Source organism: Candidatus Binatus sp. (assembly GCF_036567905.1).
Lineage (GTDB): Bacteria > Desulfobacterota > Binatia > Binatales > Binataceae > Binatus.
Genome location: NZ_DATCTO010000071.1, coordinates 15,853 through 34,277, shown reverse-complemented (window position 1 = coordinate 34,277; position 18,425 = coordinate 15,853). Strand labels below are relative to the sequence as shown.

Sequence of the window (18,425 nt, the reverse complement as noted above, 5' to 3'; positions counted from 1 at the left end):
GACAACGGAGCGCGGCCTTAATACTGAGTGCAGGGCTCAGCCCTGCTCACCCCTGCCGGCTGGCGGCGGAGTGCGCAGCAACCCATAAGCGGTCACCGCGAAGAAGACGGCCAGGTTGATCGAAGCAGCCGCGATCAGCGCGGCGTTCGGATGGTCGGGAAAATATGACGAGGTATCGGTGAGATGCTTGATATAGATGAGGTTGAACAGGAACGTCGCGCTCACCACGGCGAAGATCGAAGTGAGAAAGCTGCTCTCCAACGCGATCGGAATCAGAAATACGATCGGGTAGTACAGATATCGCTCATGCATCCGGGGCGCGAACATGAAGAATCCGAATAGCGCGACGAAGATCGCCAGCATCGCGGCGCGAGCGGACCGCGCGCGCCAGATCAGATACAACGCGATCAGGTAAACCGCGCACGTCAGCGAAAGGCCGAATGCCTTGTACGAAACGCCGCCGATGACTTTGTCGGTGTCGGGCGTGCCCATCCCGCCGATCAGCCCCATGAAATTAAACGCGCCCACCGAAGCTTCGCTGAATCGCGTGCCGAGATCCTTATATACGTTGATTATCCAATCCCACGAATGCCCGAGTTGATACGGCATGATTCCGATCGCAACCGTGCCGAAAAATGCGCCCGCGGACCATCCGCATTCGCCCAGGCCCGCGTTGCACAGCGTCCACAGTCCCAACGGCGGCGTGAATGCGATCGCTTGCGGCTTGGCCAGGATCGCGATCGCGGCCGCACTCCATCCCAGCCGATAGCGGCCGGTGAGGATCAGGATCGCGGCGGCGATCATCGGCAGCGCGACGATCGAATCGCTCTGGCCCCATACCACCGTATCGAAAATAAGCGCCGGGTTGAGCGCGAACAGCATCATCACCACGATGGCGCGCAGGCCGCGTCCGTCGCGCCACGCCGCAAAGTACAGCGTCAGACCGATGAAAAGATCGGCAATCAACGGCGGCGTCTCGACGATCACGCGAAAACCGTTTGCAGTCGGCTCGATCAACCTGCCGATCCATCCTGAGAGCCACAGCAGGTACAGCGACCCGGGCGGATAGGCGTCAACCGGCAGACCGGGATCGTAAATTCGCGAGGGGCCCAATGCGGCGGCCAGCAAGGCGCGATTGGTCTTCGCCCAGATGTCCCAGTAGAAGCCGGTGAAATGAAATAGCGCGGCAAACTTGACCGCGGTGATCGCGAGCATGAGGCCGGCAGGGAGCATCCACGCCGATCGCCCGGCCGCAAGCGCCGGCCGCCATATTACGGCGAGCGCCCATCCCAGCATCGCCAGCAGGATCAGGCCGGATACCACGCCCATCGCACGAATCGAGACTCTGTTGTCCGGCTGATGCAGCTGGTCCTTATAGTGGTAGCGAATCGTGGCGAGATCGAATCCGCGCGCTCCGCCCGACGGCGGACTCGCAACGGCGATCACTTTGATATTGCGAAATGACACGCGACCCGTATCCGGAAAACCCGCCACCCCGAGCTGGCATAGCAGCTCAGTCGAATCGCCCCATCGATCTTCTTTCAGAAAGAAAGAGAGTTTCTGCCAGCCCGTCGTGCCGTGCAGATGCGTCGAGATGAATTTGATTCCGTCGTAGGTGCTGATTGCTATATTCGCGCCGCCTGCGTGCGGCTGCGCACCCTCGACGCTCGCTTCGGCGCTGATTTCGTAAATCCCGGGCCGTAGTATCAGCGCCTGATGCCAGCTCGCATGGTTCGGGTTCAGATTGGAGATTCCAAGCGTGCCGCCCCCGGCCGCCGTATAGCTCCATGAAAACTTGCTCAGCTTCTTGTCGGAAGACAGCGCGTACCAATCAGCCGGCGCGCCGTGGAAGCCGGCGGCAAGGTCGCCGTTCTTTACGAGATTAGTCTCGGCAAAGGCGCAAATCGGCCTCCAGAGCCATGATACACACATTGCGAGCGCCGCAACCGCGATGAATCGCCACATTGATCGATCGAATCCGATGCCGTCAGCGGTACCGATCCCTGCGCATCCAATCAAGTCTCAATATGCATATGCAAGACCTGATGCGGTTCACGCGCCCGCCGACTAGGATGTGCCGCAACCAGCTCGCAAGCCAGGGGTACCAAGATGAAAGATAAATCGCGCGGCGTGACTCTGACGATCCTGGCGCTGCTGCTCGCACTGATGGCGATTTCCAATTTCGACAAGCCATTCTCGCATAATCCCGGCGTCGGCTTCGTCTTCCTCGGCACGCGGCTTTCGGGCGTGTCCAACATGATCGTCGCTCCGATTTTCGGGATCATTCTCGCCGTGTACGTGTACGCAATCATCGCGATGCGCAACTTTGCGCTGCCGATCGGAATTTTGTACGCGGCGTACGTGATCATCAACATGCTCCTGTTCATCCTGAAGTACCACGGCAGCGCGGTGATGCAGGAGCACTCGTGGGCCTACCTTATACCCTACCCCTTCGTCGCGATCGGCGTGTCGTCGGGCGCAGCCGTGCTGCTGTATCGCCGCAAAGCCGACCTCGGCTGAGCGAATGCGTCTCGCGTCTGGCGATGGCTTGGCGTTAGAATTGGCCCTGGCCGCGACCGGCTCGCCACGCGGCTCCGCGAGGTGATCAGATGAAACGATCGGGCGATGGATCGATCATTGGACGACGCGAATTCCTCAAACGCGGCGTGCTTGCCGGCGTGGGCGTATCGATCCTGCCGCTGGCCGGCGCCGCCAGCGCATCGGTCCAGCCGGCTGCGCACGTTCGCCGCTACTCGACGCTTGGCCGCACCGGCTTTAAGATTTCTGACATCTCATTCGGCGCCAGCCGCCTGACCGCCGGAAACGAAGACCTGGTCCGTCACGCATTTGATTGCGGGGTCAACTACTTTGACTCGGCCGAGACCTACACCGACGGCGAATCCGAAACGACCATCGGCAACGCGCTCAAGGGCAGGCGCGACAAGGTATTCCTGACTTCGAAGACGATCGCGCGAGCGGATGATCGCCGCGGCTCGATGATGACCGCGCTCGAAGCAAGTCTGCGCCGCCTGCAGACCGATCATATCGACGTGTACTTCAACCATGCGGTCAACGATCCGGCGCGGCTGAAGAATCCCGAGTGGTACGAATTCGTCTCCCAGGCGCGCAGCCAGGGCAAAATTCGATTCACCGGGATGTCGGGCCACGCGGGCAACCTGGCGCAATGCCTCGACTACGCGATCGACAGCGGTCACTTCGACGTGATCCTGTGCGCGCACAACTTCGGCCAGGACCCGCGCTTCTACCAGCGCTTCACGCACAACTTCGATTTCATCGCGATTCAGCCCGAGTTGCCGCGCCTGATGGAAAAGGCCAAGCGCCACGGCGTCGGCGTGGTTGTGATGAAGACCCTGATGGGCGCGCGCCTGAACGATATGCGCCCGTATGAAGCCGGCGGCGCCACCTTCTCGCAGGCGGCGTTTCGATGGGTATTGTCGAATTCCAACGTGGACGCGCTGATCGTCTCGATGACGAGCCGCCAACTCATCGACGAATACCTGGGCGCGTCAGGAGCGCGTGCGACCGCGGCGCAAGATCTTCCGCTCTTGAATCGCTACGCGAGTCTCAACGGTGATTCGCAGTGCCGTCCCGCGTGCAACGAGTGCGCGAATGCATGTCCCTTCGGCGTGCCGATCGCCGACGTGATGCGCACGCGGATGTACGCTCGAGACTACGGCGATATCCGCCTTGCGCGCAGCGAATACGCGATGCTCTCGGAGAACGCCGCGGCGTGTCTCAGTTGCGACGCGAAGCCGTGCGCGGGAGCGTGTCCGCACGGGATCGCGACCGAAGTGCTCCTGGCGCCAACGCATCGCATGCTCGCATAGCCACTCGAGCCAAACCGAATCGTTTCGTCAGAACGGAATCCGCGCGGTCAGGATGAGGTTGTGGTTGAAGTTGCGACGGAACGTCGCCGCGATCTGGTCGCCGACGCCGAACGTCAGGCCGGCGCGGTTGTGAATCGGAATCCTCCCTACCAGGATCCCGGGCGTGAGGTAGAGCATGCTGTGCCCGGTGTCGGCGCCATACGACTGCCAGGTGTAGTTGGTTTCAAACTCCGGCCAGAAATATTTGAAGAGGCGATACTGGAAGGTGGTATTCCAGGCCAGCGGCATCCCCAGCCGGTCGAGCGTGTCGTGACCGCCGTTGGGGAACGCGACGCCAACCGTGGACTGGACATCGAAGTCGCCGAAGCCTTTGCCGGCCGCCAGCGTCGGGGTGAAGATCGCGTGGCCGTTGCCGTTGACCTTCGAGCCGGTCGGCACGCTGAACCCCATGAAGGCGGTGACGATGTAATTGTCGTGCTCCTCGTTGGAGGAGAGCAGCCGCACCTTCACCAGGAACGGCCAGTCGCCGAAGCCGTCGGTGTTGCGCGGCATGTTGCGCTTCAGGAACGGCGGCATCCCGACTATAATTTCAGTATCTTGAAACGGGATGAGCTCCAGTCCCTTGCCGCCGCCGAAGTTGTCGGTCGCGAGGCCATTGCGCGACGACTGGAAGAACTGGTCGTAGCGCACCTCCTCCTCGAGCCGTGGGGTCACGGTCACCAGCGGAGTTATCCAGTGCGGCTGCTCGCTCTGGATTTGAGTGACGCGCGGAAACCAGTTTATAAAGTAGTCCTCGATCGCAGACCCAAACGACGAGCCGCTTTGCGCTCGGCACGGCGTCGCCGCGGCGAGCGCGACGGCCAGAACGATTGTCGTAAAGACCGCACGCGATCGGATAAACGAGGTTGCAAGGCTTTTCATGCTGGCGCATTACATGCCATAATAAGAGCGGATTGACAAGTATCATGGCATCGATTGGCAAGGCCCTGGCGCGCGCGCGAATGGCGCGGGATCTCACCCAGACCGAGCTGGCGCGGCGCGCGGGAATTTCGCGGCAGGCGTTGGGCGCGATCGAGTCGGGCGCCTATCATCCGGGCGTGGCAATCGCGATCCGCCTTGCGCGCGAACTCGGCGCAAGCGTGGAATCGCTGTTCGGCGAAATCGACGAGGAGACCTCAACGCTCATCGACGCCACTTGGTTCGACGACGAGCGACTCCCCCCTGCCCGCTCGCAATCCCACGTCGCGCTTGCGCGAGTGGGCGGAAAAGTCGTTGCCGTGGCGCAACCGGCGGCGCATCTCACGCTCGTGCCCGCGGCGGGGGTGTTGCAGCGTGCAAGGCGCCGTCGCGCGGACGTCGCCACGTTTCAACTGCCGGATGAAATTGACTCGACGATCCTGATGGCGGGATGCGATCCGGCGGTCGCGATTCTGGTGGACTGGCTCGCGCGGCGGCGGTCGCCGGTTCACGCGGTGGCCCTTTCGTGCTCGAGTCGCGAAGCATTGCGGGCGGTAGTCGATGGCCGCGCGCACGTGGCCGGAGTGCATCTCCGGGATCAAAAGAGCGGCGAGTACAACCTGGCGCCAATCGGCCGCGCTTTGGGCCATCACCGTTCGATGGTCGTGAACTTTGCCCGCTGGGAATTGGGGCTTGCGACCGCGCCCGGCAACCCGCTGGCGATCCGCGGGTTCGCCGACCTGGAGAGATCCGGTCTCAGAATCGTAAACCGCGAAGAAGGCTCGGGCGCGCGCTCAGCTCTCGACCAGGCGCTTGGCGAGCTCGGCCTCCAGCCCAAGCGCATCGCAGGATACCGGTTCGAAGTCGGCGGCCATCTCGAAGTCGCGGCTGCAATCGCGGCGGGGCAGGCGGACGCCGGAGTCACTATCAGACTGGGGGCCGATGCCTACGGACTGCATTTTCTTCCGCATCGAGACGAGCGCTACGACCTCGTGATCATGGAGCAAGAGGCCGAATCGACGCCGATCAAGGCGATGCTCGACGCTCTGAATTCGCGGCGCTTCGCGCGCGAAATCAGCCAGCTATGCGCTTACGACACCGCGCAGATGGGACAGATCGTCCGCGCCTGAGCCAGGTAACCCGCATCGCGATAGTCGCCTCGCTTCCCCTTGAGCTGCGCCGCGAGGGTAACCCGCACAGCGTGGGCAACAATTCGTGAGTCAGTCTGGGCTCACTGTGGGGGACTGGTCAAAGTTAGCTCGCTTGGGCAGTGGATAACGATCCGTGCGGCGGACGTTTTTTCACCCAAACACGCATCCCCGTTAATACTCTTGTAACTTCGCCTCCGTAAGTTGCGCGCAATGATCGGGGGTCGCGGGAGCAAGCTGCGCTCCGGAGGAGGGTCCTGCGCCGCCCCAAAAGAGTCCGGATGAAGGAGGTTTTCATAAGATGTTTTGTCCAGCACTTCGTAGCTCGCTCGCCGCATTAGGCATCACCTTGGCATTGATGGTCGCGGGTTGTGCGGCGTCTACCCAGTCTGCCGATCCGCGCGGATCCGAGGTTGCGGCTGGCGCAAAGCCAGCGCCGAAGGTCGCGGACTGCGGGATAATCACGATTTCCTCGCCGAGCAAATACGTCTGCAACGGCAAAACCTACACCTCATACCAGCTCACCAAGCTGCGCACGGACCAAGAGAAGCAATACGCGTCGGGCAAATAGAGCGACCGTCAGACACGAGGGAGGAAATCGATGAAGCTCGGGAGATGGAAATCCAGGTTGGCCACCGCGATGGCCACCGCGCTGCTCGCGACGATGACCGCCTATCCGCGCACCGCGATGGCGCAATCGGCCAAGGGCATAATGATGTACGAGGACACGAAGACCGGCGCATTTTACAGCAAGCCCGGCAAGGGGCGGATAGCCATCGGACGGCTATACGTCGATGCAGCGGCTCCACCGCCAACTGCCGCCGCGGTGCAGGAGCAGGTCCAGCAGGTAGTCAAGAAGCACGACGACGAACTGCGCGCCGAGTTCATGCAGAATCAGCAGACGCTGCTTCAGAAGAATACTGAACTGTCCCAACAGGTGGCCGAGATCAAACCCGCGTGGCAGGACTATCTCGGCAGTTTCAAGAACAAGGTCTCGTTCGGCACGCTGGTCTGGTTTGACTACGGGATGTTCTCCCATACCGGATGGGGACCTCAGCACCTCACCCAGATGAACTGGCCGGGTCCCGGCAACAACGGTTACAACTCGTTCTACTTGAACCGCGCATACCTGAACTTCCTCTTCTATCCAACTGAAGACTGGACCGTGCGAGTGACGCCGAATATCTATACCGCGACCGGCGCCACGACCAACCAAGCCTTCGGCCGCTCGAGCGCTTATAGCAGTTCCATAACCGGCGATCTGAATTATCGGCTCAAATATGCATACCTCCAATGGAACACGCCTTTCAAACACTTAGGCATCGATGCCATCAAGAACGACTCGATCGTCATGGGTGAGATACCGAACCCCGAAACTGCATGGGAGGAGGACTTGTACGGCTACCGTTTCGTCAACCTGACGACATGGAACTGGGCCGAATCATCCACGTTTCCCGGCATCTCTGTTCAAGGCCCGATTACCTTTGGTGCGGAAAATACTCAGTATATCGATTACAACATCGGCGCATACAACAACGCCGGGTTCCATGCACTTGAGGCCACCAATACCAAAGAAGTCCAAGGCCGCATTTCGTATTATCCATTCGGCGCCAAGTGGCGCTTCCAAGGCTTAGGCTTGACCGGCTATTACACTTATGGTTTCGGCAACGCGACGCCTGACCTCGTTGGGTTGGCAACGCCGTACAAAGCGCCGAATGCAGTTATCGAACGCTTTGCTGCAATCGCGCACTACTCCGCAGAGACTTGGGGGTTAGCTTTCGAGTACGACTGGGGCCGCAACGCATGGACCACGGGCAATCAATTCTCGTCGTCCGGACCCGCCGCGGTGTTTGGTCTGACGCCCAGTTCCACTCTGCCCGCATCGGTGATACTCAACCAGGCCGCTTACAGCAACCTGGCTACCGCGTTATTGAACAACGGCAGAAGTTACCAGGCGGGTTACAATTTCTTCGGCCATTATCACATTCCCCAGACCGAGCTCACGCTGTTCGGATGGTTGAAGCAATGGAACCCGAACACCCAGGTAAAAAACAACCCGTTTGACTTCCAGACCGTGACTCTTGGAATATCCTACCAGTGGAACGAATATCTGCGCTTCGCGTTCGACACACAAAACACGCTTTTCTACCACAATCAGTATGACTTTCCTGTGTCTTACGCGAAACAGTTTAACTTCGTTGCACCCACACACTTCACAGGAGCTGCAATTCCTGACGTAGTAACTCCGGACACGCATTCGTTCTTCTTAAACGCGGAATTCGCATTTTAGATGGCCGACAGAGGGCAACGAGGATGGGTCTAAACAGTGCGACCGAGCAGGACCGCGAGGGCGGAGCGCGTCCTCGCGGCTTGCTCGGTGTAACAATCGCCCTGGCTTTCACCGCGGTAGTGCTTGCGGGCTGTAGTGCGGTTCGTTTGGTCCGGCCATGGTCGCCATCGGTGGCGCCCAACTCGGAGGAAACCCGCGCACAGGCGATAAGGCCGCATGAATGGGTCGGCAAAACCTTGCCGGAATTGACCGCCCGCCTGGGCCAGCCGACCAGCGTCCAGCCTCTGCTGGAGACCACGGGCCAGCTCGTAATTTATGCGCGTCCAGGGGCGCCACACTACGTATTCGAGACCGGTTCGAACGGTAAGATCGTGAGCGCGTCCGCCGACTGACAGACTCCGGCGGCGGAGAGGAAATATGAGGGCACTGCAATCCGATTCGATTCGTGCAGAAACCGGGAAGGTGGCGGACACACAACGCGCGCGCCGCCGGTACGCCGGTGCAGTCGTCGCTCTGCTGATCCTTGTGGCGCTCGCCGGGGCAAGCATGCTGCACGCCGCCGAATCAGTCCACACCAGCCGCAAATACTGGATTGGCAAGAACATCGGCCAGGCCGAGAAAGAGTTCGGAACGCCGACGTTTTCCGAGCAGCTTATAGAAACGGGTGGGATGCTGGTGATCTACGCCAGTGGGAAGAACCCGGTTCATTTCGTGTTCGAGACCGATCCGGGCGGCAGGATTATCAAGGCTGCGCGGGTTGAGTAGCGTCCGAATCCTGGAAACATTGCCCGCTGATTAAGAGTCAGCTGCTCTACCAACTGAGCTAACGGCCCACCAAAGAAGGGCAGATTACTGGTACAGGCGAAAGATTGCGGCCAGCACCGCGAACTCTCCGATGCGGGGTAGAATAATGCGGATGCGGTCGCGATGGCTCCGCAGCCCCGCGGCCAGCGCGCCCACCGCGCCATCCTCCTGGCCCGCCAGTCCGGCCAGGTCCAGCACCACTCGATCCTTCCGGCGCGCCAGCGCCGCTCGCAGATCCGCAACGAACTTTCCGGCTGCCGATGCCGTGAGCCGTCCCTCCAGGAGCACCCACACCGTCGAGGCGGGCCGCCGCTCCACCTGGATCGAAAGCCCCGCGGGATCCTCACCGCGCAGGCGCTCCCAAGCCCGCCCGCAATCCGCGTCCGACATCCTGAACGTATTTCTCACCAGCGGCGGGTGCTGGAAGAGGCCCAATCTGAGCGTAAGTCCCGTCCAGGAAGCCAAGCCTACTGCCGCAACCGACAAGATACGCTCCTGCCAGGTGGGACTCCCCAGCTCTGCGTGGACCTGCTTTTGGAGCCTGCCAATCCAACGCCGTACCTGCGCTGTCGGCCCGAACAGCCTGCCCGCCAGGAACACGGGGTAGGATTTCCTGAGGTCGGTTGAGATCCGCTGCGCCTTGGCGCGCAGAAATGCGCTCGGGGACTCCCGGAGCTTGCGGTATCCCTCGAGCCATCGGTCCACTGAACGGTACAGGACCGGTCCCAAGCTGCGGAAATCTTCCTCGAAGCAATGCTTTTGGGCAGCCTCGATCTGGTCGGGTGTCATCGATGGATGGCTGACCATCGAATAGAATCCGCTCCCCCGCCGATAGAACAGTTCGGGATCCTCGGCCACCTCTGGCAGCAGTTTCCCCTCCCGGATGACCTGCTCGTAGAAGGGAGTGCCGGGACAAGGGCCATAAATCAAGAACTGGGTGAGCACCGGCCGCAGCGCGAGCAGGCCCGACAGTTCCTCTTCAATGATCTCGGGCGTCTGGTAGGGAAAGCCCACGATCATCGAGGCCAGGATGGTGATTCCGTGCTCGCGGAACTCGCGGAAGATCTCTTCGACCGGCCGGCCCGACTGTTTCGCATAGCCCGATCGCGTTCCCTCGTAACCGATCCACATCCCGTCGATCCCCATCTCGAGAATCTCGGTCACGGTGTACTGGCTCAAGGCCCGGATGCTGGCGAAAACAAAAATCGAGAGCGGCTTCCCACTGCGCAGAACGCATTCCCGAAACTCCATCGCTCGGCGACGGTTAAGCAGAAAATCCTCGTCCATGATCATGATCGAGAGCTTGGGATCGACCTCGAGATAGCGTTCGACCACCTGGTAGATGTCGGCCCCCGTAGGCAGCAGGCGGATGTGCTTGCGCTTGAAGAAATGAGAGGTGCAGCAGAAATCGCACCCGTTCGGACATCCCAGGCCGCCGAACACGATCCCTGTCCGCGAAATCTGCTTCGAGAATACCTGCAGGCGGTTGATGATCAGAGGATGGCGGTACGGCATCGGGATCTCGGGTTCGCCCAGAAGGCGGCGCATGAAGCCGACTCCCTCCTCGCGGCAGATATGGTCGCCGTAGGGAAGCAGCATCTCATCGGGCGCCACTGTCCCGTACCCGCCCAGCACGATCTTCGACTGCGGCGAATATTTCCGGACCAGCTCCACAACTTCCTTCATGCGGTGGTAGGTGGCCAGAACGAAACATACGCCCACGACGTCGTACCCACGCCTGAGTTCGCGGATGAGTTCCCTGTGCGAGGGATACTGGAGCACCACGGTGGGAGCCTCGAGGTTCTCGGCGATGTACTCCAGCGAGAACTGGGTATGGTGAGAACGGGGGCTGAACAGACCCTGGGCGCGGGTCACCTGTTCGTGGAGCAACTCGTACCCTACACTCGGGGAATCGCCGTAGCGGACCCCCAAGGGACGGCAGACGGACGTGAGCAGGACTTGGTGTGTCAAGGTAAATAGTTTACGCGGTTAATCGGGACTCCCATTTTGAATCCCGAACAGCGGCCGTTTAGACTAGACGGTCTGCCTGTGCGATGCTTGCAGCCCGGTTTTTGGTTCAGGTGTTTCCAGCGGCCACGGAAGGGGCCATATCTGCCTCTCCCGAGAATCCCAAACCCGGACCGTCGCCTTTCCAGCTGATTCTGAGGGCTCTTCGCCAGATCCGTAGCGTCAGCGATGAGAGTGTACCTGCTGAAAACTCCAAATGCGAGGGAAAGGCCGGAGTTTTTCGATTGCCCGCCGCGGTGTCCCCTGCACACTGGCGCTCATGTCATGAACACGAGCATGCCGCCGGCAACGATTCTCCGCTTGCAGTTGGCCGCCGGGTTAGAGATTTTTCGGCAGCGAGTAAGAACTCAGGACGCGCACATAGTTGGGGCGCTGGAACGCCGCCGGGTTAGGCACATTGCGCTGACTCATGCTGCCGCACATCTGGCGAATGGATTCGTACTCGTGTTCTTCCATCCAGCTCAGCAGATCGCGCAGAACGACGTCGAGATGCTCGATGCCGTTGTGCAGCAGTGCCGAGGTCATCATGGTAACGCGCGCGCCCGCCATCACCGCCTTCAACACATCTTGCGCGCTGTGGACGCCGCCGGTGATCGCCAGGTCGGCGCCGATCTGGCCGAACATGATCGCCACCCAGTGCAGCCTCAGCAGCAATTCCTCGGGGCGGCTCAGCGTCAGGCTCGGCACGACTTCGAGCAGCTCGAGATCCAAATCCGGCTGATAAAAGCGATTGAACAGCACCAGCGCGTTGGCGCCGGCGGCATCGAGCTGTCTTGCCATGTTCGCGGGAGCACTGAAGAATTGCGACACTTTCACCGCCAGCGGAATCCGTACGCTTTGCTTTACCTCCCGAACCAGATCGGCGTATGCCCGCTCGATGTGTCCGGCGGTGAGTTCCGGGTCGGTCACAATCGAATAGAGGTTCAACTCGATGGCGTCGGCGCCCGCTTGCTCCATCTCGCGCGCGTAGCGGATCCAACCGCCGGCTGAGACTCCATTAAGGCTGCCGATGACGGGAATCGAAACGCTCGCCTTGGCCGTGCGAATCAGCTCCAGATAGCCATCGGGGCCGAGGTTGTACGTCGTCAGGTCGGGAAAGTAGTCCAGCGATTCGGCGAAACTTTCAGAGCCGCGAAAAAGATCCGCGTCAAGCGCCTCACTTTCCAGCGTGAGCTGCTCTTCGAAGAGCGAAGGCAGCACCACGGCCGCAATCCCGTGATCTTCGAGACGCCGAATACGGTCGATCGAATCGCAAAGCGGCGAGGCCGAAGCGACTATGGGGTTCTTCAAGCTGAGGCCAAGGTATTTGGTCGTGAGGTCGATCATTACTTGCCCTCTTTTGCCGACTTGGCCGAGGCAGTCTCCGATTCGCTGGCAGCTTGCGAGGACGCAATTCCCGATCCGGCCATCGCGGCGCGGTTCGCGTACACACGCCACTGGCGCTCGACATCGTCCTGCGCCATCCGCAGCAATTCGCGCGCGGCTTCAGGATTGCTGCGCGCGAGCATCGTGTAGCGCGCCTCCTGGTAGGCGTACTGCTTGAGCGGAATACTCGGCGCCTTCGAGTCGAGCTGGAAGGGATTCTTGCCTTCCTTTTGCAGCCCCGGGTTGTATCGCATCAGCGGCCAATAACCTGAGAGCACCGCGTTCTTCTGCTGGTTGATGCCGAATGCCATGTCATAGCCGTGCGCGATGCAGTGGCTGTAGGCGACGATCAGCGAGGGCCCGTCGTACGCCTCCGCTTCAAGCAAGGCGCGGACCGTGTGCGAGTCGTTGCCGCCCATCGCCACGCGCGCGACATACACCGAGCCGTAGGTGATCGCCTCCATCGCGAGGTCCTTCTTGGCGGTCCGCTTGCCGCCGGCGGCAAACTTCGCAACCGCGCCGCGCGGCGTGGCCTTGGACATTTGCCCGCCCGTGTTCGAGTACACTTCGGTATCCAGCACCAGCGCGTTCACGTTCATTCCGGAACCCAGGACGTGATCCAGTCCGCCAAACCCGATGTCATACGCCCATCCGTCTCCCCCTACGAGCCAAACGCTCTTGCGCACCAGCGCATCGGCGATCGCCATCAGGTCGCGCGCGTCGTTGGACTCGAGGCCGGCAATCACGCGCTTGACCTCGGCGACGCGCTGGCGTTGCGCGGCGATACCTGCCTCGGTGGATTGGTCCGCCTCGAGGATCCCCGCGACCAGACCTTCGCCCATTTGACCCGCAAGCCGCCGCAGCAGTTCCTGCGCGTAGTCAGCGCGCTTGTCGAGCGCAAGCCTCATCCCAAGCCCGAATTCGGCGTTGTCTTCGAACAGTGAGTTCGACCACGCCGGCCCGCGGCCTGCGGCATTGGCGCTGTAAGGGGTAGTCGGCAGATTTCCGCCGTAGATGGAGGAGCATCCGGTGGCGTTGGCAATCAGCAATCGATCGCCTAAGAGTTGGGTGAGCAGCTTGATGTAGGGCGTCTCGCCGCAGCCCGCGCACGCTCCGGAAAATTCGAACAGCGGTTCGAGCAGTTGCGTATCTTTAACTTGCGCATGCGTGAGGCTGTCTCGATCGAACTCCGGGAGCGACAGGAAGAAGTCCCAGTTCTTCGCCTCCGCGTCGCGGATTGGAGCTTGCGGCAGCATGTCGATCGCCTTGTGCCGGACCTCGCTCTTGCTCTTCGCCGGGCAAACTTCGACGCACAGGCGGCATCCGGTGCAATCCTCGGGCGCTACCTGCAGCGTGTAACGCATCGCCTCTAGTCCGCGCCATCGCGGCGGCGCCGACTTGAACGACGCGGGCGCATCGCCGAGCTGACTCGGCTCGTAAACTTTCGCGCGAATCGTCGCATGGGGGCAGACCAGCACGCACTTCCCGCACTGGATGCATAGCTCCTCATCCCAGACCGGGATCTCCTGGGCGATGTTGTGCTTCTCCCATTTGGCCGTGCCGGTGGGAAAGGTGCCGTCGGGCGGCAGAGCGCTGGTAGGGATCGAATCGCCGCCGCCCGCCATCATAGTGCCGAGCACGTCGCGAACGAACGCCGGCGCATGCGCGGGCACCGGCGCGAGAACTTCCATAGTGCTGCTCACCGATGCGGGAACGGTGACCTGGTGCAGATTCGCCAGCGTCGTGTCCACCGCGGCGAAGTTATTTCGCACGATCGCTTCGCCGCGCTTGCCATAGGTATCCTCAATCGCGGATTTGATCGCCGCGATCGCTTCGTCCCGCGGCAAGACGCCGCTCACCGCAAAAAAACACGTCTGCATGATCGTGTTGATGCGGCCGCCCATGCCCGCGTCGCGCGCCACCTTGTACGCATCGATGACGAAGAAGCGAAGCTGCTTGTCGAGGATCTGCTGCTGCATCCTGCGCGGCAGATGGTTCCACACCTCGTCGGGACCATAGGGCGCGTTGAGCAGGAAGGTCGCGCCCTGATCCGCGGCCTCAAGCACGTCCATCCGTTCGAGAAAGGCGAACTGATGGCATCCGATGAAGCTCGCCTTGCTGATCAGGTATGTCGAACGGATCGGGTCCGGCCCGAAGCGCAGATGCGACACCGTGATCGAGCCCGATTTCTTCGAATCGTACACGAAGTAACCCTGCGCATAGCCGGGCGTCTTCTCACCGATGATCGAGATCGAGTTCTTGTTGGCGCCCACGGTGCCGTCCGATCCCAATCCATAGAAGAGCGCCCGCACGGTCTGCGGGCTTTCGGTCGAAAACTCCGGGTCGAATGCCAGGCTCGTATGCGTCACATCGTCGTGGATTCCCACCGTGAAGTGATTTTTCGCCGGCTCCCGCTTGAGCTCGTCGAACACCGCTTTCACCATCGCGGGAGTGAATTCCTTCGACGACAAACCGTATCGCCCGCCGATGATTTGTGGCCATCTGCCATCGATAGCGCCCGCCGCCCGCGCCTCGCTCAGCGCGGTCACGACGTCGAGGTAAAGCGGCTCGCCGGTGCTGCCGGGCTCCTTGGTGCGATCGAGCACCGCTATCGCGCGCGTGGTTTTCGGTAAAGCCGCGGCAAAAGCGGCGCTGTCGAAGGGACGGAACAACCGCACCTTGAGCAGGCCGACCTTCTCTCCGCCCGCGAGCAGCCGCTCGATCGTCTCGTCGGCCGCGCCGGCGCCCGATCCCATTAAAACGATCACCCGCTCCGCTTGAGGATCCCCGGCATATTCAAACAGGCGGTAGCCGCGGCCGGTGCGCCGCGCAAAGCGATCCATAACGTCCTGAACAATCGTCGGGCAGGCGCGATAGAAAGAATTGATCGCTTCGCGCGCCTGGAAGAAGGTATCCGGATTCTGCGCCGTGCCGCGCAGCATCGGACGATCGGGGCTGAGCGCGCGATCGCGATGCTGGCGGACGAACTTCGCGTCGATCAGCGCGCGCAGATCGTCGTCTGACAGCGGATGAATCTTGTTGAGCTCATGCGAAGTGCGGAAGCCGTCGAAAAAATGCAGAAACGGGATGCGCGATTCCAGCGTTGCGGCGTGCGCAATCAAGGCGAAGTCATTGGCTTCCTGAACCGAGTCGGACGACAACATGGCAAATCCGGTCGCGCGCGCCGCCATCACGTCGCTGTGGTCGCCGAAGATCGAAAGCGCGTGCGTCGCGAGGGTCCGCGCCGCGACATGAATGACGCACGCGGTAAGCTCGCCGGCGATTTTGTACATGTTCGGGATCATCAGCAGAAGGCCTTGCGACGCGGTGAAGGTGGTTCCCAGCGCGCCTGCCTGAAGCGCCCCGTGCAGCGTTCCCGCGGCCCCCCCTTCGCTCTGCATCTCCATCACCTTCGGCACCGTGCCAAAGATGTTAGTGTGGCCTTCATCGCTCCATTGATCGGCCCACTCGCCCATCGGTGACGACGGCGTGATGGGATAAATTGCGATTACTTCGCTCAGGCGGTAGGCAATCGAAGCCGCCGCTTCATTCGCGTCCATTATTTGCATTTTGAAACCCGTACTGTATTTCGTCAGGATCTTTCGGACAAGGCAACAACAGCTTCAAGCGAGGATCTGCCCATCTGATTTGAGGTTGTGGCTGTAGTTGAGTAGCGCAGCCGGCGACGCCGCTCAAGGGTCTGCCGGAAGGAGAGAGCACAGTATCAAGACAATCCTGCGCCCTTTCCCCGTTTAACTGTTCTAACAGGGCGAAGCCCGCATCTCGCGGCGGTGCCGATTTGTTTTAACATTGGGTGCAGGGCCCGCGCCCGCCAACGGCGGGCGGCCTTAATACCGAGTGCAGGGGTCACCCCTGCTTTCGCGTCTTCTCACTGCGGGTGTAGGGGGGCGCCTTTGCTCTTAATACTGGCCAGCCGTGCCAACGGCCAGGGATGCCCTAATTCAGCCTGCCCCCGCCGGATTTCGCGTGCTATGCGTACCCTATGGTCAACCGCCAGGATGTCCCGTACCCGCCCGGCTCACCCGAAATTGGGCGACCTCCGCTCCCCTCGCATACTGTTGAGAGGATGAAGCTGCCGATCCCTATCCAGCGCGCTGGCTCCTTTTTCTTAACATTGGCTACCCGTGCCCACGGGTAGTTTTTGACGGAACAAAGCTAGCCATAGAACGGAGCCGTCCCAAAACCACCACGGAAGGTATGAATTGCTCTTTTCGGCCGTAATCGATCAGTCGGAATCGCGCCTGTCGCTGTCTGATCTTCGCGGCGAGCGCGATACGCCCCTTCGATCCGAACCGATGGCTTGACGGGCCGTGCCTCTAGCCAGGAACAAAGGTTCGTCCTACCATCTCGCGCGGGAGGCAATCATGCCCAATCGAACCGCCGTTCATCCCGAACTCTACTCGCCGGACCTGGCAGACAATCCGTCGCTAAACGGCGGCAAATGCCGCGCGTGCGGCTATGTCTTCTTTCCGCCGCAGCGTTATGGATGCGAATCCTGCGGTGCGCCGCCCGAAAAGCTTGAGGCAGTGCAGTTGGCCGGACGCGGCACGCTTCATTCGTACGCAACTGTGCATCTCTACATGGGCAAGGACATCGAGGCTCCGTTCACGATCGGCCTGATCGTCCTCGATGACGGCCCTGCCATTTCTTCTACCCTTACCAACCGCACCGATGAGGGCCTCGCCATCGGCGATCGCATGAAGAGCGTGCTCGTTGCGGCCAGTACCGATCAGGAGGGCAACGAGACGGTCGAGCTGCGCTTCGCCAAGGCAGGGGCAGGCAAATGAAAAAGAACCTTCGCGATATGCGTCCGGTCTATGTAGTCGGCATCGGCCTCCATCGATATCAGCGCCTCAGTGAAACTCCATACGTGACGCTCGGCCTTACCGCGGTGCGGCAGGCTCTTGCGGATGCGGCCCTTGAATGGCGATCGGTCGAGTCGGCCTACACCGGCACGGTGCTGATCGGGATGGCGGCCTCCCGGCCGATGCTGCGTTATCTCGGCGCGACCGGAATCCCGATGGCTCAGGTCGAGAACGCGTCCGCTTCGGGATCGACCGCATTTCGCCAGGCGTGCATCGATGTCGCCAGCGGCTTGACCGATGTTTCACTCGCGGTGGGAGTGGACAAGCCGGGACCGTTCGCGATGGCGCCGGGGAAGGCCAGGATGCGCGACCTGGCCGGCTCTCGCCTGGTGCCGTTCACCCATTTCGCCCTGCTCGCTCAGGAGTACATGACTCGCTACGGCGTGAGCGCGCAGCAGATTGGCATGGTCGCGGTCAAGAACAATCGCAACGGGGCTAACAATCCTTACGCACAGCGCCAAAAGGCAAGAACCCTAGAGGAAGTGATGGCCGGCCCGGCTATTTCGGGGTCGCTGACGCGGCTTCAATGCTGCCCCATCGGAGAGGGCGCAGCCGCAGTGATAGTCGCCTCCGACGATGCGATCGCGCAACTCGGGATCGATCGCAACCGCGCAGTCAGAGTCATCGCGTCGGTCACGAAGACCGAGCAGATCTACCGTGGCGCGAAAAATTTTGACGCAGAATTGACTCGCGAAACGGTCGAGCAGGCTTATCGCGAAGCCGGCATAGGACCCGGCGACCTCGATCTGATGGAACTCCATGATGCGTTCACGATCGAAGAGCTGCTGTACGTGGAGGCAATGGGGCTGTGCGCGCCGGGCAAGGCCGCGGGCGCGATCGCGGCGGGCGAGTTCGATATCGGCGGCCGCTGCGCGGTCAGCGCGTCAGGAGGACTGCTCGCGATGGGCCATCCGATCGGTCCCACCGGCGCCGGACAGATCGCCGAGATCACGCGCCAGTTGCGCGGCGAAGCGGGCGTGCGCCAACAGCCCAACGCGAAGACAGGCCTTGCTCACATGGTGGGCGTCGGCGCCGTTTGCGTCGCTCATATTCTACGCAAGGGCGCGTGAACGATGCTGTCGAATCGCCTCCCGGAGAA

The 18,425-nt window shown here is 61.3% G+C and carries 14 protein-coding genes; 9 read left to right on the top strand and 5 right to left on the bottom strand.

Annotated elements, in window-relative coordinates; all coding sequences use genetic code 11:
• Positions 1–36 precede the first annotated feature (36 nt).
• Complete coding sequence (locus VIO10_RS11480; RefSeq protein ID WP_331964003.1) at positions 37–1,965, bottom strand: hypothetical protein; 1,929 nt, start codon at positions 1,963–1,965, stop codon at positions 37–39.
• 144 nt (positions 1,966–2,109) lie between these two features.
• Between VIO10_RS11480 and VIO10_RS11475 the strand changes: the two genes are divergently transcribed.
• Together VIO10_RS11475 and VIO10_RS11470 are read left to right on the top strand one after the other, a co-directional pair.
• Positions 2,110–2,520, top strand: a complete 411-nt coding sequence (locus VIO10_RS11475; protein ID WP_331964000.1) for a hypothetical protein — start codon at positions 2,110–2,112, stop codon at positions 2,518–2,520.
• Between the two features lie 89 nt (positions 2,521–2,609).
• Positions 2,610–3,848, top strand: a complete 1,239-nt coding sequence (locus VIO10_RS11470) for an aldo/keto reductase (RefSeq protein WP_331963997.1) — start codon at positions 2,610–2,612, stop codon at positions 3,846–3,848.
• 27 nt (positions 3,849–3,875) lie between these two features.
• On the opposite strand, the gene VIO10_RS11465 is transcribed toward VIO10_RS11470, so the two are convergent.
• Positions 3,876–4,769, bottom strand: a complete 894-nt coding sequence (locus tag VIO10_RS11465; RefSeq protein WP_331963994.1) for a transporter — start codon at positions 4,767–4,769, stop codon at positions 3,876–3,878.
• Positions 4,770–4,813: 44 nt separating this feature from the next.
• On the opposite strand from VIO10_RS11465, the gene VIO10_RS11460 reads away from it, so the two are divergent.
• The 5 genes from VIO10_RS11460 (at position 4,814) to VIO10_RS11440 (ending at position 9,008) form a co-directional block, all read left to right on the top strand.
• Entirely contained in the window at positions 4,814–5,935 is a 1,122-nt protein-coding gene (locus VIO10_RS11460; RefSeq protein WP_331963991.1) for a substrate-binding domain-containing protein, read from the top strand.
• Between the two features lie 367 nt (positions 5,936–6,302).
• Positions 6,303–6,524 carry a hypothetical protein gene (locus tag VIO10_RS11455; protein WP_331963989.1) on the top strand — a complete coding sequence of 74 codons (222 nt, stop codon included), beginning with the start codon at positions 6,303–6,305 and terminating at the stop codon, positions 6,522–6,524.
• Between the two features lie 30 nt (positions 6,525–6,554).
• On the top strand, positions 6,555–8,243 hold the full coding sequence (locus VIO10_RS11450) for a hypothetical protein (RefSeq protein WP_331963987.1): 1,689 nt from the start codon (positions 6,555–6,557) through the stop codon (positions 8,241–8,243).
• Positions 8,244–8,413: 170 nt separating this feature from the next.
• Positions 8,414–8,635: a hypothetical protein gene (locus tag VIO10_RS11445; RefSeq protein WP_331963984.1), complete on the top strand. Its 222-nt coding sequence runs from the start codon at positions 8,414–8,416 to the stop codon at positions 8,633–8,635.
• A gap of 25 nt (positions 8,636–8,660) precedes the next feature.
• The gene (locus VIO10_RS11440) at positions 8,661–9,008 is read left to right on the top strand and encodes a hypothetical protein (RefSeq protein WP_331963981.1); all 348 of its coding nucleotides are present in this window, start codon (positions 8,661–8,663) and stop codon (positions 9,006–9,008) included.
• Between the two features lie 84 nt (positions 9,009–9,092).
• Here the strand turns inward: VIO10_RS11440 and VIO10_RS11435 are convergent, their stop codons facing one another.
• From VIO10_RS11435 to nifJ, 3 genes are all read right to left on the bottom strand, one after another.
• The gene (locus VIO10_RS11435) at positions 9,093–11,018 is read right to left on the bottom strand and encodes a B12-binding domain-containing radical SAM protein (protein WP_331963978.1); all 1,926 of its coding nucleotides are present in this window, start codon (positions 11,016–11,018) and stop codon (positions 9,093–9,095) included.
• A 375-nt stretch (positions 11,019–11,393) separates the two neighbouring features.
• Positions 11,394–12,401: a dihydroorotate dehydrogenase-like protein gene (locus tag VIO10_RS11430; RefSeq protein ID WP_331963975.1), complete on the bottom strand. Its 1,008-nt coding sequence runs from the start codon at positions 12,399–12,401 to the stop codon at positions 11,394–11,396.
• The gene (nifJ, locus tag VIO10_RS11425; protein ID WP_349259247.1) at positions 12,401–16,009 is read right to left on the bottom strand and encodes a pyruvate:ferredoxin (flavodoxin) oxidoreductase; all 3,609 of its coding nucleotides are present in this window, start codon (positions 16,007–16,009) and stop codon (positions 12,401–12,403) included. Before nifJ ends, VIO10_RS11430 begins: the two co-directional genes overlap by 1 nt.
• Positions 16,010–16,825: 816 nt before the next feature.
• On the opposite strand from nifJ, the gene VIO10_RS11420 reads away from it, so the two are divergent.
• Positions 16,826–17,248 carry a Zn-ribbon domain-containing OB-fold protein gene (locus VIO10_RS11420; RefSeq protein ID WP_331963969.1) on the top strand — a complete coding sequence of 141 codons (423 nt, stop codon included), beginning with the start codon at positions 16,826–16,828 and terminating at the stop codon, positions 17,246–17,248.
• Complete coding sequence (locus VIO10_RS11415; protein WP_331963966.1) at positions 17,245–18,396, top strand: thiolase family protein; 1,152 nt, start codon at positions 17,245–17,247, stop codon at positions 18,394–18,396. The genes VIO10_RS11420 and VIO10_RS11415 overlap by 4 nt, the downstream gene beginning before the upstream one ends.
• Positions 18,397–18,425 lie beyond the last annotated feature (29 nt).

What these genes read in the sequence shown, in the direction of transcription:
- VIO10_RS11415 (WP_331963966.1), top strand. Translation starts at nt 17,245, where the DNA reads ATGAAAAAGAACCTTCGCGATATGCGTCCGGTCTATGTAGTCGGCATC.
- VIO10_RS11475 (WP_331964000.1), top strand. Translation starts at nt 2,110, where the DNA reads ATGAAAGATAAATCGCGCGGCGTGACTCTGACGATCCTGGCGCTGCTG.
- VIO10_RS11450 (WP_331963987.1), top strand. Translation starts at nt 6,555, where the DNA reads ATGAAGCTCGGGAGATGGAAATCCAGGTTGGCCACCGCGATGGCCACC.
- VIO10_RS11465 (WP_331963994.1), bottom strand. Translation starts at nt 4,769, where the DNA reads ATGAAAAGCCTTGCAACCTCGTTTATCCGATCGCGTGCGGTCTTTACG.
- VIO10_RS11470 (WP_331963997.1), top strand. Translation starts at nt 2,610, where the DNA reads ATGAAACGATCGGGCGATGGATCGATCATTGGACGACGCGAATTCCTC.
- VIO10_RS11430 (WP_331963975.1), bottom strand. Translation starts at nt 12,401, where the DNA reads ATGATCGACCTCACGACCAAATACCTTGGCCTCAGCTTGAAGAACCCC.
- VIO10_RS11480 (WP_331964003.1), bottom strand. Translation starts at nt 1,965, where the DNA reads ATGTGGCGATTCATCGCGGTTGCGGCGCTCGCAATGTGTGTATCATGG.
- VIO10_RS11440 (WP_331963981.1), top strand. Translation starts at nt 8,661, where the DNA reads ATGAGGGCACTGCAATCCGATTCGATTCGTGCAGAAACCGGGAAGGTG.
- nifJ (WP_349259247.1), bottom strand. Translation starts at nt 16,009, where the DNA reads ATGCAAATAATGGACGCGAATGAAGCGGCGGCTTCGATTGCCTACCGC.
- VIO10_RS11460 (WP_331963991.1), top strand. Translation starts at nt 4,814, where the DNA reads ATGGCATCGATTGGCAAGGCCCTGGCGCGCGCGCGAATGGCGCGGGAT.
- VIO10_RS11420 (WP_331963969.1), top strand. Translation starts at nt 16,826, where the DNA reads ATGCCCAATCGAACCGCCGTTCATCCCGAACTCTACTCGCCGGACCTG.